Source organism: Paraburkholderia megapolitana, assembly GCF_007556815.1.
GTDB classification, from domain to species: Bacteria; Pseudomonadota; Gammaproteobacteria; order Burkholderiales; family Burkholderiaceae; genus Paraburkholderia; species Paraburkholderia megapolitana.
The window spans coordinates 2841158-2855092 of the sequence record NZ_CP041745.1; the positions used below are offsets into that span (position 1 = coordinate 2841158).

General features: G+C 59.7%; 15 protein-coding genes. 4 read left to right on the forward strand and 11 right to left on the reverse strand.

Going from position 1 to position 13935, the window contains the following annotated elements; translation table 11 throughout:
- Positions 1 to 53 precede the first annotated feature (53 nt).
- Positions 54 to 1334, forward strand: a complete 1281-nt coding sequence (locus FNZ07_RS25925; RefSeq protein WP_245811526.1) for a carbohydrate-binding protein — start codon at positions 54 to 56, stop codon at positions 1332 to 1334.
- A 111-nt stretch (positions 1335 to 1445) separates the two neighbouring features.
- Here the strand turns inward: FNZ07_RS25925 and FNZ07_RS25930 are convergent, their stop codons facing one another.
- From FNZ07_RS25930 to FNZ07_RS25960, 7 genes are all read right to left on the reverse strand, one after another.
- A complete protein-coding gene (locus tag FNZ07_RS25930) occupies positions 1446 to 2168 on the reverse strand; it encodes an ABC transporter ATP-binding protein (RefSeq protein WP_245811527.1) in 723 nt (240 codons plus the stop codon).
- Positions 2165 to 2884, reverse strand: coding sequence for an ABC transporter ATP-binding protein (locus FNZ07_RS25935; protein WP_091014529.1), 720 nt, complete (start codon positions 2882 to 2884; stop codon positions 2165 to 2167). The genes FNZ07_RS25930 and FNZ07_RS25935 overlap by 4 nt, the downstream gene beginning before the upstream one ends.
- Entirely contained in the window at positions 2881 to 4056 is a 1176-nt protein-coding gene (locus FNZ07_RS25940) for a branched-chain amino acid ABC transporter permease (RefSeq protein ID WP_245811528.1), read from the reverse strand. Before FNZ07_RS25940 ends, FNZ07_RS25935 begins: the two co-directional genes overlap by 4 nt.
- Complete coding sequence (locus FNZ07_RS25945; protein ID WP_091014531.1) at positions 4053 to 4919, reverse strand: ABC transporter permease subunit; 867 nt, start codon at positions 4917 to 4919, stop codon at positions 4053 to 4055. The genes FNZ07_RS25940 and FNZ07_RS25945 overlap by 4 nt, the downstream gene beginning before the upstream one ends.
- Positions 4920 to 4967: 48 nt before the next feature.
- The gene (locus FNZ07_RS25950) at positions 4968 to 6194 is read right to left on the reverse strand and encodes an urea ABC transporter substrate-binding protein (RefSeq protein WP_091014534.1); all 1227 of its coding nucleotides are present in this window, start codon (positions 6192 to 6194) and stop codon (positions 4968 to 4970) included.
- 84 nt (positions 6195 to 6278) lie between these two features.
- Entirely contained in the window at positions 6279 to 7796 is a 1518-nt protein-coding gene (locus FNZ07_RS25955; RefSeq protein ID WP_091014536.1) for an amidase, read from the reverse strand.
- A 183-nt stretch (positions 7797 to 7979) separates the two neighbouring features.
- Positions 7980 to 9068 (reverse strand): substrate-binding domain-containing protein, encoded by a 1089-nt coding sequence (locus tag FNZ07_RS25960; RefSeq protein ID WP_245811529.1) that lies wholly within the window; start codon positions 9066 to 9068, stop codon positions 7980 to 7982.
- Positions 9069 to 9289: 221 nt separating this feature from the next.
- Between FNZ07_RS25960 and FNZ07_RS25965 the strand changes: the two genes are divergently transcribed.
- Positions 9290 to 9724: a MarR family winged helix-turn-helix transcriptional regulator gene (locus FNZ07_RS25965; RefSeq protein ID WP_091014538.1), complete on the forward strand. Its 435-nt coding sequence runs from the start codon at positions 9290 to 9292 to the stop codon at positions 9722 to 9724.
- Between the two features lie 27 nt (positions 9725 to 9751).
- Here the strand turns inward: FNZ07_RS25965 and FNZ07_RS25970 are convergent, their stop codons facing one another.
- On the reverse strand, positions 9752 to 10168 hold the full coding sequence (locus tag FNZ07_RS25970) for a MarR family winged helix-turn-helix transcriptional regulator (protein WP_091014541.1): 417 nt from the start codon (positions 10166 to 10168) through the stop codon (positions 9752 to 9754).
- Positions 10169 to 10237: 69 nt separating this feature from the next.
- Positions 10238 to 10474 carry a universal stress protein gene (locus FNZ07_RS25975; RefSeq protein ID WP_245811530.1) on the reverse strand — a complete coding sequence of 79 codons (237 nt, stop codon included), beginning with the start codon at positions 10472 to 10474 and terminating at the stop codon, positions 10238 to 10240.
- Between the two features lie 123 nt (positions 10475 to 10597).
- Between FNZ07_RS25975 and FNZ07_RS25980 the strand changes: the two genes are divergently transcribed.
- On the forward strand, positions 10598 to 12388 hold the full coding sequence (locus FNZ07_RS25980) for a chloride channel protein (RefSeq protein WP_245811531.1): 1791 nt from the start codon (positions 10598 to 10600) through the stop codon (positions 12386 to 12388).
- 57 nt (positions 12389 to 12445) lie between these two features.
- On the opposite strand, the gene FNZ07_RS25985 is transcribed toward FNZ07_RS25980, so the two are convergent.
- Positions 12446 to 12889 carry a VOC family protein gene (locus tag FNZ07_RS25985; RefSeq protein ID WP_091014546.1) on the reverse strand — a complete coding sequence of 148 codons (444 nt, stop codon included), beginning with the start codon at positions 12887 to 12889 and terminating at the stop codon, positions 12446 to 12448.
- Between the two features lie 69 nt (positions 12890 to 12958).
- Between FNZ07_RS25985 and FNZ07_RS25990 the strand changes: the two genes are divergently transcribed.
- Positions 12959 to 13504, forward strand: a complete 546-nt coding sequence (locus tag FNZ07_RS25990; protein WP_211367940.1) for a GNAT family N-acetyltransferase — start codon at positions 12959 to 12961, stop codon at positions 13502 to 13504.
- Positions 13505 to 13662: 158 nt separating this feature from the next.
- Here FNZ07_RS25990 and FNZ07_RS25995 read toward each other — a convergent pair whose 3' ends face one another.
- Positions 13663 to 13899, reverse strand: a complete 237-nt coding sequence (locus FNZ07_RS25995; protein WP_245811532.1) for an alpha/beta fold hydrolase — start codon at positions 13897 to 13899, stop codon at positions 13663 to 13665.
- Between the last annotated feature and the right edge of the window lie 36 nt (positions 13900 to 13935).

Sequence of the window (13935 nt, forward strand, 5' to 3'; positions counted from 1 at the left end):
TAGAGATCGTAGAGCTTCAGTCACTCCCCTCAAGACGAGAAAAGGATAGATACATGATGACGAAGAGACTATCTGCAACCGTGCTGCGTGCCGCATTCGGCGCCGCAGCAGCATCGCTGTTGTTCGGAATGTCGTCGGGCCAGGCATTCGCGGTCAGCGCATGGGCGCCCGATACGTATTACACGGCTGGAACCATCGTGAGTTACAACGGCAACGATTACCAGGCACTCGTCAATCAGACGGACTACTCCAGCACCGGATGGAATCCGACGACGGCTTCCCTGTGGACGCTCGTCGGTCCCGATTCCGGTTCGGGTGGCGGCACCGGTTCTACAGGTTCGGGCGGCACAGGTGGCACGACTACCGGAACCGCAGCGGGATTCATCTACAGCCCCTACAAGGACACGTCGATCTCGATGAACTGGAACACCAACACGATCTCGACGAACGTAACCGGCACCCTGAGCCCCGTGCTGTCCATCTTGCCGACCAGCGTACGGGCACTCACGCTTGCCTTCGCAACCGGCGAGTGCGGCAGCGAGAGCTGGGCCGGCCTCGGTGGCAGTACCCTCGCCTCGTCGAACGTGTCGCTCTTCACTGCAAAAAACATCAACTATGTGATTTCGACAGGCGGCGCGTCGGGGGTATTTACGTGCGGCACCGATGCGGGCATGACGACGTTCATCAATCGCTATGCGTCCAATAACCTCGTCGGGATCGATTTCGACATCGAAGGCGGACAGACCCAGGCGATCATCAACAATCTCGTGCAGCGCGTCGTCGCGGCGCAGAAAACGTATCCGAATCTGCGCTTCAGCTTTACGCTTGCTACCGTCGCGCCTGCTCCGTCGGGTGCGAGTCAGGCCACCTCATGGGGCTCGAGTGCTCCGGACAGCTTCAACACCTACGGCGACTGGGTGATGCAGGCCATCCAGACCTACGGGCTGAAGAACTACACGATCAACCTGATGACGATGGACTACGGCTCGGCACTGCCGGGTAATTGCGTGCTTTCAGGGGGGGCCTGCCAGATGGGGCAATCGACTGTCCAGGCTGCGTTAAACCTGCATGACCACTGGGGCGTGCCGTATAGCCAGATCGAAGTGACGCCGATGATCGGCGGTAACGACTCTGCCGGTGAAACGTTCACGCCGTCCGATGTGGATACTGTGTCGAACTTCGTGAAACAGAACGGGCTGGCCGGTCTGCATTTCTGGTCGTTCGATCGCGATGTCGACTGTGCGCCCGGTGCCGCATCGCCGACGTGCAATACGATCGGCGGGGTGGGCACGCTGGGTTATACCAACCACTTTGCCAGCGATCTAGGCCAGTAACGCGTGCAGCCGAAGATGAGTGGCTACGGCCCGATGCCTTCGGAGTAGCCGTTCGTACAGGCCGGGAGTGACCCAGGTCCTCCCGGCCTGCTACGTGCGCAAAGCATACAGTCACGCATGCACGCCGGCATACTGACTCACGATTTCCACGTCCGACAGATGCTCGCGCGGAATCTCTCCGCCTATCTGTCCGCGTCGAATGACGAGCACGCGTTGCGATACTGCCGCAATGAAATCGAGGTTCTGTTCGACCAGCACGATGGTCAGGCCGCTGCGCTCGCGCAACTTGACGAGTGTCTCCGCGATCTCATCGATGATCGATGGTTGAATGCCTTCGGTTGGCTCGTCGAGCAACAGCAAGTCTGGCTTGCCCGCCAATGCACGCGCAAGTGCCAGCAACTGCTGCTCGCCCCCTGAGAGCGAACCGCCGGCCCGATCGAGCAACGGCTTCAGACGCGGAAAATCTTCGAGCAGGGCGTCGATAACCGCATCGGGCTTTCGCCCGGTCTTGATCAGGCCGAGACGCAGATTGTCGTAGGTGCTCAACGCCGCGAAGATCTCACGCCCCTGCGGCACGTAAGCCATACCGCGGCGCGACCTCGCGTGAGGTGCGAGCCGCGTCACATCGGCACCGTCGAAAAGGATCGTGCCCGACGTCGCCGGCAATGCGCCGATCAGCGTGCGCAGCAGCGTCGTCTTGCCCATGCCGTTGTGCCCCAGGATGCCGATCGATTCGCCGCGCGCGATCGACAACGACACGTCGTAGAGCACCGGAATCGAGCCATAGCCCGAGCACAACCCGGTGATGTCGAGCATTGCGCCATCTGCATTCATTGCGGTTTCTTGCCCAGATAGATCTGCTGGATCAACGGGTCGCTCATGATGCGATCCGGCGTGTCTTCGCGAATGATCGCGCCTTGATGCAGCACCGTCACCGTCTTCGCGATGCGGCGAATGAAGCTCATATCGTGCTCGACCACCACGAGCGCGTGCCGACGGTTGATGTCCAGAATCAGATCCGCCGTGCGTGCGACTTCGGCATCGCTCATGCCGGCGGCGGGTTCGTCGAGCAGGATCAGCGGTGGGTCCGCGGCGATCACGACCGCCAGTTCGACCCATTGCCTCTGGCCGTGTGCGAGCAGACCGACGGTCGCTTCACGATAAGCCGACATACCGACCCGTTCGAGGACCTCGCGTGTCACGCGCTCCGTTTGTGCGGGCGTGTGCACGCGACGGGCCGCAAGCCAGACGTTGTCCCATACCGAGAGCCCATTGAAAAGACTCGGCACCTGGGTCTTGATCCCGATGCCGAGGCGGCCGGGCTCATGCGGTCGCATGTTGGAGACGTCCTTGCCGCGAAACAGGATCTGTCCTGAAGTCGGCTTGACCTGGCCGGTTAGCAGCTTGAAGAAGGTACTTTTACCGGCACCGTTTGGGCCGATCACGCAGCGCAATTCGGCTTCGGCTAGCGTGAAATTGACATCGCGTGTGGCGTGCACGCCACCGAAGCGCACGTTCAGATCGCGCGTTTCGAGTAACGGTGTCGTCATCGTGCGGCCTCCTGATGCGGATCGGCGGGCGCGGTTTCAGCGGCACTACCCTGCTCGGTGCGTTGCGTACGATCCCGCGCGGTCGACGCACGCCGCTGTTCCGCAGTCGTCGCTGCGACGGTACCGCCGCGCAACTTCCGAACGAGCATGGCGCCCAACGAACCGATCGCGGGCACGATACCGCGTGGAAGCATCAACACGAAGCCGACGAGAATCGCTCCGAGCACGAGATTCGAATTGACGGTCTGCTGCGTGCCGATCTGCGTCGTCAGCCATTGAATGGCGACGCAGCCCACTATCGGCCCAACCAGCGTACCCAGACCACCGACAATCACCCAGATGATGATCTGCGCCGATTGCGCAAGGCCAAAGATCGTCGGGCTCGTAAAGGCGCCCCAGTTCGCAAAGAGACATCCGGCTAGTCCGGCAATCGCCGCACCCAGTACGAACGTAAAGAGTTTGTACGCACGCGTGTCGTAGCCGAGCAGCAACAGACGCTGTTCATTTTCCTTGCCCGCGACGATGACACGACCGACCTTGAGCGCCAGCAACGCACGCAGCAGCACATACACAAGAAGCAATGCACCGAGTGACAGCTCGAACAACCCGCGCGGCCCGATCACATCGTCGATATTGCCGGGCACGTTGAGTGGCGCAATGCCTGGAATGCCATTGAAGCCGCCGAGCGGCGCATTGCCGATCTTCCACTCCGGCCCTGCCGTCGAATTGATCAGGTTGAAGAGAATCAGCGTGACGGTCAGCGTGATGACGCCCATGTAGACATCGGAAAGGCGACCGTAAAAGATCAGATAGCCCAGCACGGCCGCAAACGCGGCGGGCAAGACAATCGCGAGTAGAAACGGCACCGTACTGTCGCCGAGGTTCGTGACGGCAATCGCATAGGTGTAGGCGCCCAATCCGAAGAACGCCGATTGTCCAAAGCACAAGATGCCGCCAAAACCCCAGATAAAACCGAGGCTCACGGCAAGGATCGACATCACCACGTAGATCGTGGCCTGCACCAGTGCGAAGTCGTCGAGCATGTGTGGCAAAGCGACGAGCAGCACCACGCCGACCGCGAGCGTCAATGCCGCGCTTTTCCACGAACGGGAGAAACGCTCTAGCGCATTCGGTCCCGGTATGACAGGGGCATCCGGCGTCGATGTGCTCACAGCGTCCCCTTGAAGAAGCGCCCAGTGATGCCTTGTGGAAGCAGTCTTAGCATAATGATTGCGCCGATCAGCAGCGCGACTTCGCCCATGACAGGTGTCATGGCGAACGTGGCGATCTGGTTGATCGCGCCAAACAGCGTCGATGCACTGACAAGCCCGATCACGATGGCAGGTCCGCCACCGATAACAGTAATGAACGCTTTGGCGACGAACGCACCGCCCATCGTCGGCACCACGCCGGTCATCGGCGCGAGCAAGGCGCCGGCCAGACCCGAGAGTGCCGCACCGATCGCAAAGGTCGTCGAATAGACGACACCCGGATTGATACCGAGCGCATCGGCCATCTGCGGGTTCTGCATCGTGCCGCGCGCGATCAGTCCAAGCGACGTATGCAGCAGCACCCATCGCAAGGCAAATGCGAGCACGAGCGCAACCGCGATGATGACCAGCGTATAGGTACTGACGGAATAGGCGCCGATAGAAAAATTGCCCAGCGGAGCGGAGATTCCAGCTGTGGTATTGCCCGCAATCGAAGTGACGATGCCGATCAACAGCAGCGAGAGTCCCCATGTGGCGAGCATCGTGTCGACCATGCGCCCATACAGCCGGCGAATGAAGAGGCGCTCCAGCACGATGCCGATCGCGCCGACCACGCTGGGCGCCACGACCAGAATCGCGACCCACAGATTGACGCCGAACCGGATCGATTCGATTGCCGCATAGGCGCCCAGCATCATGAACTCGCCGTGCGCGAGGTTGATGACCTTCATCATGCCGAAGATGACCGCCAGTCCCGCCGAGACAACGACGAGGCTTGCGATTGCGTACAGCACCTGAATGACCACAATGGCGGCGAGATCCATCGAACCTCCTTCACATCGCGTATTGCCGGTTACCTGACGAGGCGAGCCTTACAGCTTGATCACGTATTGCTGGTTGTCGCGCGGATTCTTGATCAGGTTGCACACGGCACTCGTATCGCTAGGTGGCTGCGCCTGGAATGTCTCGACGATATCGAGTTTGTGATTGCGCACCTGCGCAATACTGACGTTGAGAACGCAGTGGTGCGTGGCCGGATCGATCGATACCTTGCCGCTCGGTGCATCGATGCTGATACCGGATTCGAGTGCCTCGATTACCTTGGTTCGTTCTAGCGTGCCCGCTTTCTTCACGCCCTGCGCCCACAGATTGAAGCCCTGATAGGTGCCCATCGCGAGCTCGGTGATGTTCGGATAATTGCTGCCGAAACGTTTGTGGAAGCGGTCCTTGAATGCCTTGTTGACCGGATTGTCGAGATTTTCGAAGTAGTTGTACGACACCAGAAACCCGTCGCATTCCTCGGGGGAGAGCACGATCTGCTCATTGCCGCCCGCAAAGGTCGTCGACGCAAGCGGGATCTTCTTGTGCAAACCGGCTGCCGCCCATTGCCGGTAGAACGACATATGCGCGCCGCCCACCAGCGCGGACACCACCATGTCCGGTTTAGCCGCCTCGATCTTCGAAATGGTCGAACCGAAATTCGTCACGTCGAGCGGAAAGAAATCGATCGATGCGACCGAGCCGCCGTTATCCTGCACAAACTTCTTGACCCACTGCGAGGTGATCTGGCCGTAGTTGTAGTCGGCCGCGACGACATAGACTTTTTTGCCCCACTTCTTCATCGCGTACGGCACGAGCTTCGCGACGGTCTGCCCCGGTGTCACGCCGGTGCAAAACGTATTGCGGTCGCACACACCGCCTTCGTACTGCGTGTTGTAGAAATAGAGCGTGCGATAGCGATCGAGCACCGGCCGCATCACTTCGCGCGAGGCCGATGTGATACCGCCCTGCACGACCGCGACCTTGTCCTTGAGCGCTGCCTGCTGCGCAAACTGCGTATAGAGCTGCATGCTGGACTGCGGATCGTAGGTCAACAGCTTGATCTGCTTGCCAAGCAAACCGCCTTGCGCGTTCCATTCTTCAACTGCGATCGTCAGGCAATCGGCCATAGGCTTGCCGTAGATGTCGAGACCACCCGACAGGTCCGTGATGCCGCCAACCAGGATTTCATCCGCAGCTGACGCTGCAAATGGCACCGCACCGGCCACGCCGGCGGCAAGGGAAAGAGCGGACGACTTGATGAACGAACGACGATCCATGGAAGGGTCCAGAATAAGATGCGGCGGTTAAACAGCGTATGCGTCTCTTCACGCGCTTAAGAGGAATGGCTCGTACGATGCAACTTAAAGCGTGGTCCAGTCGGCGGATTGCTCGAACGCCCAGGCCGCCCGATAGATCGTCGCTTCGTCCCAATGCCTGCCGATCAGCATCATGCCCACCGGCAATCCTTCGATCATGCCGCACGGAACGTTCATTGCCGGGTGTCCGGTCACGTCGAACGGACAGGTATTCGGCAGCATTTCGAAAGCGCGCGTAATCACCTCTTCCAGCGGCGCGCCCGCTTCGGGAAGCGGTGTGGCGGTTAGCGGCAACGTCGGCATCAGCAACAGATCATAGTCGGACAATGCCGTATCGTAAGCAAGTTTCAGTTGCCGCGACAGGTTCTGCGCCTTTGCGTAGAAGTGCCCGCGATAGTGCTTGATGAAATACTCGCCCAGCACCATCGTGATCTTGAGTGTCTCCGACAGTTCGTCGGCGCGCTCGCGCCAGCCCGCATGAAAGTCGATCATGCCCGTCACGTAGAGACCCTTCCAGTTGAAGCCGTGACCGTTGTCTTTCATCATCTGTTGGGTCGCGCCTTCTGCTGCAATCGGCAGCCAGATGGCGGGTCCAAGCTTATGCATGGGAATCGACACCTCGCTGACTTTTGCGCCGAGATCGGTGAGGCGATTGGCGGCCTCGCGCACCTTGTCGTCGGATGCGGCCTGCGATTGCGGCCAGCCAAAGCCTTCGCGTACGACACCGATTCTTAGTCCGCGCGCGCCTTCTTTCATCAGATCGGCGTAGGGCTTCGAGGTTTGCTCCGCATACTGGCGAGGATCGAGACCGTCGGGGCCCGCGAGCACCTCCAGCATCAGCGCGTTGTCGGCGACCGTCGCGGACATCGGCCCTGTGTGATCGATGGTCAGTTCGATCGGCATGACACCGGTATAGGGAACGAGTCCGTGCGTAGGCTTCATGCCATACACGCCGCAATACGACGCCGGCATACGGATCGATCCGCCCTGATCGCCGCCGATCGCAAGATCGACCTCCCCTGCTGCAACGAGCGCCGCGCTGCCAGACGACGAGCCGCCCGCGGAATAACCGGCGCGTCGTGGGTTATGAACCGGCGCAGGCGAGCTCGTATGCGAGCCGCCCGAAAAACAGAAATATTCGCAGGTGGCCTTGCCGACTATCGTCGCGCCCGCGTCGAGCAGGCGCGTCACGATCGTTGCGTCCACATCGGGCACATAGCCTTCGAGTGTCGAGGCACCGTTCATCATCGGCACGCCGGCTAAGCAAACATTGTCCTTGAGCGCCACCGTCTTGCCTGCCAGCTTGCCGGTCGGCGCGCCCTTCACCTCGGTCTTGACATACCAGGCGCCGTAGCGGTTTTCTTCGGCAGACGGCCGGTAACCTGGCGTTCTCGGGTACGTCACGCGCGGCACATAGTCAGGCAACGCATCGATGACATCGTAGGCATCGAAATTGGCCTGCAACAGCTGGTTGTAGCTGGCAAGCTGGGACTCCGACAGATGAATACCGAGACTCAACGCAACCTCGTCAAGCTGACCAGGCGTAGGACGTTTGACTGCCATGACGACTCCTCACTCGATGGGAATCGGGACAGGTCGGCCTCTTCTTCAGGCCGACGTGCCTTGACGGTCAGCCGTATCCTGGATGCGGCACACCTGACCTGCGAGCAATGGTAGGAAGGACTATTTTCCAAGTCAACGATTTATTTTCCGTGGAAAATAAATCGTTGCTGCGCAGCATGGAGATCAAATTGGTGTGATCACCTCGAACTGGTGACCTGCTGCTCGAGCGAGGTAGATCGGTACACGATTGACCCGGCCACCGGCATAGGCCGCGCCACGCGCACTGCGATACGCGAGCGGAGCGGTGCCGAGCCGGGCAAGTCCACCTTCGTCGGCGGGATTGCGCCGGCGGGCATCGTCGAGCAACGCAGCTAGAAAGTGAACGCCCTCATACGTGGACTGGCCGAAGGTATCGAGCGTCGGCGCACGGGCACCGAAGTGACTGTGGTAGCGCTCCTTGAACGACAGATTGGCGTCGGTATTCAGGCTGGCGAAGTATCCCGATGCGACGTAGAGATCGTCGGTATGTTGCGCGCCGATGCCGAGCAGTTCGTTCTCACCGAGCGCACACGACAGACGCACCACACGTCCCGCAAGACCTGCGGCGCCAAAAGCGCGATTGAAGTCGATCGCGTCCTGACCGATCAACGACAGCAATACAGCGTCGGCCTTCTGGGCACGTATCTGGTCGAGCACGTAGCCATAATCGCCGCCGCCGAACGGCAGATACATTTCGCGCACAACACTCGCGCCGGATTCGCCGACGAAACGATGCGCGAGCCGATGCGTCACGTGCGGCCATACATAGTCGTTACCGACAAACATCCAGCGGCGCGGATGGCGATGCTCGCCAAGCCAATGAATCGCGAGACGCAACTGGTTGACGGTGGTTTCCCCAATCGCGAACACACCGGGCGTGCGTTCACCGCCTTCGTAGAGTGGCGTATAGACGAACGGAATGCTTCCGCCGATGGCGTTGAGCAGATCGTGGCGCACGGCGCTCGTATGCATGCCGACGAGTGCGTCGACCTCTTCGGCTTCGACCAGCTCGATCAGGCTTGCCTCGATTTCGTGGGCGTCGTCGCCGGCATTGATCGTGACCAGCCGGCAAAACCGGCCCGCAATGCCCGACGATGCATTGAGCTCTGCCACGGCAAGGCGTGCCGACGCGAGCGCGGCCGGCCCCCAAAGGCCCGCCGCGCCGCCTAGCGGCACGCACAGGGCAATCGTCAGTTCTTTCGCATGGCGTCGCGAAGGGGAACGTCGCTTCATCGTCGCTCGAGTACTACGTTGACGGTCGAACAGGCGGGCAAGGCAGTCTCCTGGTTCTGGCAAGAAGCACGACACTCCATACTCTACGCTCGCGCGCGCACCATCAACGGGCGCACAGAGGCCCGCGTCGCACCGCCACGGTGTATTTTCGCACCGATACTTTCCTGGGAAAGTTTACTTGCGTAAGATCGATGGCATTCAACCCACGATATGCATCTACCATGCCGGAACAAGCACTCTCAGACTATCTCGCCTATTTGCTGGCGTCAGCGAATCGTCAGATGAAGCTCGGCGTGACCCAGTCGATCGCCGACGAACAGGTGACCGAAGAACACTGGCGCATTCTTCAGGCGGTGTCCGACGAACAAGGTCATGCAATGGGCGAACTGGCCGAGACGGTGCTGCTCAATCATCCTGCACTGACGAAGAACATCGACAAGCTCGTCAGTCGCGGCCTTGTGCAACGCGCGCAGGATGAAAACGACAGCCGCAAGGTGCTCGTGTATATCAGCGATCGGGGTCTGGAACTGGTTGCGCGTCTAAGGCGTAGCGTCGACGCGCATCATGATGCGATCGAAGAAGCACTCGGCCTGCGCAACACGAAAGAACTGAAGCGCCTGCTTGGGAAGCTGATCCGCGAATCGCAAGCGGATTGAAGCCGCTTAAATGCCGCTTAAACGCCGCTATTCAAAGTCGATTTGCGGAATCTGAAACGCGCCTTTAAGCGATTTCAGTTCTGCACGATGCAACTCAGCAAGCTTCACGAGCACTCGCTCGCCGGCTTTTTCAAGGTGTACTTCCACCTGACGGCGGTCGACCTCACTCACCTGACGTCGAACCAGGCTAAGCGCCTCGCAACGCGAAACCAGTGCAACCACTCCATGATGCTGCGCCTGAAGCCGCTCGGCCAGTTCGCCGATCGTCGCCCAGTCGCGCTCCGGATAACCTTTTATGTGCAGCAGCAACAGGTACTGCAACGGCGTGATGCCTTCGTCTTGCGCAGCCTGTTCGGAGAAGCGCTCGAAGCGTCGCATCTGGTAGCGGAATTCCGACAACTGCTCGAAGTTGGCCTTGGTTAGCGCACGAATCTGTTCTTTCATCGGAATCCCATCTATGCAGTGAGCGGAAACTATATCGCAGAATGATATGCGTTAGCGCCGGGGAAGAAGTCAGCGCGTCTGGACATTCCCATCGTGCAGCGTCTCCTTTGCCGCCAGTTCGTCGACTTCGAGCCTCATCGAAGAGAGAACGTCGAAGCCGCTCATCCAGCAGTTGATGTCGAGAATAGACAGCAGATGCGTTTCAGCCTGCAGTTGTCGCGCGAGCATCGCGCCGCACCGCAGCGCACACCGCCCTTCCGGCGTCGCGTCGTAGCACAGAAGAATCCGTTTGAGCGGAGTCAGCACAGGTCGGTACTCCCAAAGCCGCGTGACCATGCTCCGATTATACATCATATTGTGATGTATAATTCCGTGCAACATGTGCCTGAAACTGGCTCTTACACCCGACTATCTGGATTCGACGTACACGTGAACACCTCCAAAGGCGATTTCGCCACCGATACCCGGCTGCTCAGAATCACATTCATTGCGGCGACGCTAGGCGTAATGAGTACCCTCGCGGCCGGCTTCCTGCTCCACCTGATTCGCTTCTTTACCAATCTGTTCTTCTTTCAGACGGTATCGATCGGGAACCACTCGCCCTCCACTAACACGCTAGGCTGGTGGGTGCTCGTCGTGCCGGTGATCGGCGGTCTGGTTGTCGGATTGATCGCGCGATTCGGCTCCGAACAGATCCGCGGACACGGCATTCCAGAAGCGATCGAAGCCATCCTGTTCGGCAAGAGCAAGATGTCGCCGAAGGTCGCCGTGCTCAAGCCGCTTGCGTCTGCTATTGCGATCGGCAGCGGCGGTCCGTTTGGCGCGGAAGGTCCGATCATCATGACGGGTGGCGCGATCGGCTCACTCATCGCGCAGTACTTTCATCTGTCGAGCGGCGAGCGTAAGACGCTGCTGGTTGCGGGTGCCGTGGCCGGTATGACTGCTGTGTTCGGCACACCGGTCGCCGCGGTATTGCTCGCTGTCGAGTTGCTGCTGTTCGAGCTGCGTCCACGCAGTTTGTTGCCGGTTGCGGTGGCCTGCGCGGTGGCTGGGTTTACACGACCTCTTTTGATGGGCGCTGGCCCGCTGTTTCCTCTGCAGACGCTGCCGCTTGGCCCGATTGGCCTCGCTTCGTGTGCGGTCGCGGGACTCATGACCGGTGCGCTTTCGTGGGCGCTGTCGAGCTGGCTTTACAAGGTGGAAGATCTGTTTGCGCGCCTGCCGATCCACTGGATGTGGTGGCCTGCGTTGGGCGGTATTGCCGTAGGCATCGGCGGTTATTTTCAGCCTCGTGCACTTGGGGTCGGTTACGACGTGATCGGCGACTTGCTGCTGAATCACCTGACGGTGAGCGTTGTATTGGCAATCGTGCTCGTCAAGGCGGTGATCTGGGTCATCGCGCTAGGGTCCGGAACGTCGGGAGGCGTACTCGCCCCGCTGCTGATGATGGGTGCGGGCCTAGGCGCTGTGTTCGGTCCGATGATGCCGGGTGGCGACCCCGCTGTCTGGCCGCTGGTTTTCATGGCAGCGGCGCTCGGCGGGATGATGCGCGCGCCGATCATGGCGGTGGTGTTCGCATTTGAACTGACGCACGATGCGAATGCGTTGCTGCCGTTGCTGACCTCCGCAGCCGTGTCGTACGGATTCACGGTGCTGTTCATGCGTCGCTCGATATTGACCGAGAAGATCGCGCGTCGTGGATACCACATCTACCGCGAATACGGGATCGATCCGCTCGAACGGCATCACGTCGACGAAGTCATGACGCGTACGGTAAAAACCATCGATGCGGATGCTAGCGTGACCGATGCGCTTGAGCAGTACTTCGATTCGCAGCAACTGCACCGGGCGTATCCCATCGTGCGCGCTGGAGTGCTGGTCGGGATGGTGGATCGGCAGATGTTGATTGCGGTAGCGCAGGACGATGCCAGAACAACTAGCGTCGGTGATCTGTGCGTGGGTCAGCATCCCGATGTTGCGTTGCCCGACGAAACATGCCGGCTTGTCGCGGCGCGTCTTGCCTCGCGCTCGCTCGATCGTGTGCCGGTGGTGGCGGATGAAACGGGCCGTTTGTTAGTGGGTATCGTGTCGCGACATGATCTGGTTAAGCCGTCGCTGTCGATCTTTAACGAAGAGCGTCAGCGCGAACAATTCCGGAGTGTTTCGTTGACGCGTGGGAAGCGGTCGGTGGATGTTGGTGAACGTACGTCGCAGCGTTAGCGCGAGGCGTCGTATCGCGTCTCGACGACCGTGTTCGATGGGATTCTCCCGCGAAGTCTACTGCCCGAGTTCTTCCGCAAGCCCGATGAGAATTCCCTCGGGACTGCGGATGTAGCAGAGCCGATACACGTTCTCATACTGGACCACTTCGCCGACGAGCTTCGCACCGAGTTTGGCAAGGCGCGCGAGCGTATCGTCGATGTCCTCGACGGCAAACATGACGCGTAGATAGCCGAGCGCGTTCACTGGGGCCATGCGGTGATCCGCGGCCACGGGTGGTGCGAGGAAACGGGAGAACTCGATCCGGCTGTGACCGTCTGGTGTGCGCATCATGGCAATCTCGACGCGCATGCCACGCAGTCCGGTGACGCCGTCTGCCCAGTCCCCTTCAATTACTGGGGCACGCCCTTCGAGATCGAGACCGAGTTCGGTGAAGAACTCGATGGTTGCGTCCATATCTTCGACCACGATGCCGACGTTGTGCATACTCTTGATGGGCATGATGTCTCCTTGGCGTCCGGCCTTGGTTATAGGGTGATTGCCAACCGCTTCCATGGCACTGAGGGACTCGTGCGTCCGATTCTGCACCTAGGTTATATTCACCCAATGATCGAGACCGAACGCCTTATCTTACGCCCCCATCGCCTTGCCGATTTTGAGGCGTGGTACGCCATGTTTACTGATCGTGAGCTGTTTCAGTTCATCGCTGCGCCTACGCTGTCGCGCGAGGATGGGTGGAACCGGCTGCTGCGATATGCAGGGCACTGGTCGCTGCTAGGCTTCGGCCTCTTTGCTGTTTTTCGAAAGTCCGACGGACAGTTCATTGGTGAGACCGGACTGGCGGATTTTCATCGTGCCCTCGGTGAAGACTTCGATGGATATCCGGAAGCAGCCTGGATCATTTCCCGATCCATGCAAGGGCAAGGCGTTGCGCTCGAAGCTGCAGCTGCGGCGCATCGGTGGATCGATGAGACGCTATCGCCGAAGCGTACTGTGTGTCTGATTGGGAAGGAGAATCTTCCGTCCTTTCGGATCGCGAGTCGTCTGGGATATAAGCCCTTTGCTGAGCGCAGCTATAAAGGCTCGCTTCATGTGGTGCTAGAGCGTGTGAAGTGAGTAGTTTTTTCTAAGTGCTAGTGCTTGTGGGTGTAGGCCCGTCGAGAGCATGTGAACGTTGGGCCTCGCTTCTCCATCCGTCCGCGGTCGACTCCTTGCGGACAATCCAGGCCCAGGCCCGAATATGTCCGCGTTCAACGTGACCTCCGCCCTTCAGGTCAAACGGCTTTGCGTTTCAGGAAACCCTCGATAACGGTTGCGAAATACGGTGGACACTCCTGCATCGGGTAGTGGCCGCAGTTGGGAATGACGTGCAATTCTGCATTCGGATGCCGCGCCAGAAAAGTGTGCTGCATGGCTGTGGAGTCAAGTCCGGGATCCTTGTCGCCGACAACGATCAGATACGGCGTTTTAAGGCCGCGAACGTCATCGACGAAATTTGCTGTGGCCAGCATGTTCAGTATAGATAGGAGTCCAATTCTGCCAAGGCA

Coding starts and splice junctions, on each gene's coding strand:
- FNZ07_RS25965 (WP_091014538.1), top strand. CDS start 9,290: ATGCCGGAACAAGCACTCTCAGACTATCTCGCCTATTTGCTGGCGTCA.
- FNZ07_RS25955 (WP_091014536.1), bottom strand. CDS start 7,796: ATGGCAGTCAAACGTCCTACGCCTGGTCAGCTTGACGAGGTTGCGTTG.
- FNZ07_RS25950 (WP_091014534.1), bottom strand. CDS start 6,194: ATGGATCGTCGTTCGTTCATCAAGTCGTCCGCTCTTTCCCTTGCCGCC.
- FNZ07_RS25960 (WP_245811529.1), bottom strand. CDS start 9,068: ATGAAGCGACGTTCCCCTTCGCGACGCCATGCGAAAGAACTGACGATT.
- FNZ07_RS25945 (WP_091014531.1), bottom strand. CDS start 4,919: ATGGATCTCGCCGCCATTGTGGTCATTCAGGTGCTGTACGCAATCGCA.
- FNZ07_RS25970 (WP_091014541.1), bottom strand. CDS start 10,168: ATGAAAGAACAGATTCGTGCGCTAACCAAGGCCAACTTCGAGCAGTTG.
- FNZ07_RS25995 (WP_245811532.1), bottom strand. CDS start 13,899: ATGCTGGCCACAGCAAATTTCGTCGATGACGTTCGCGGCCTTAAAACG.
- FNZ07_RS25985 (WP_091014546.1), bottom strand. CDS start 12,889: ATGCCCATCAAGAGTATGCACAACGTCGGCATCGTGGTCGAAGATATG.
- FNZ07_RS25930 (WP_245811527.1), bottom strand. CDS start 2,168: ATGAATGCAGATGGCGCAATGCTCGACATCACCGGGTTGTGCTCGGGC.
- FNZ07_RS25925 (WP_245811526.1), top strand. CDS start 54: ATGATGACGAAGAGACTATCTGCAACCGTGCTGCGTGCCGCATTCGGC.
- FNZ07_RS25935 (WP_091014529.1), bottom strand. CDS start 2,884: ATGACGACACCGTTACTCGAAACGCGCGATCTGAACGTGCGCTTCGGT.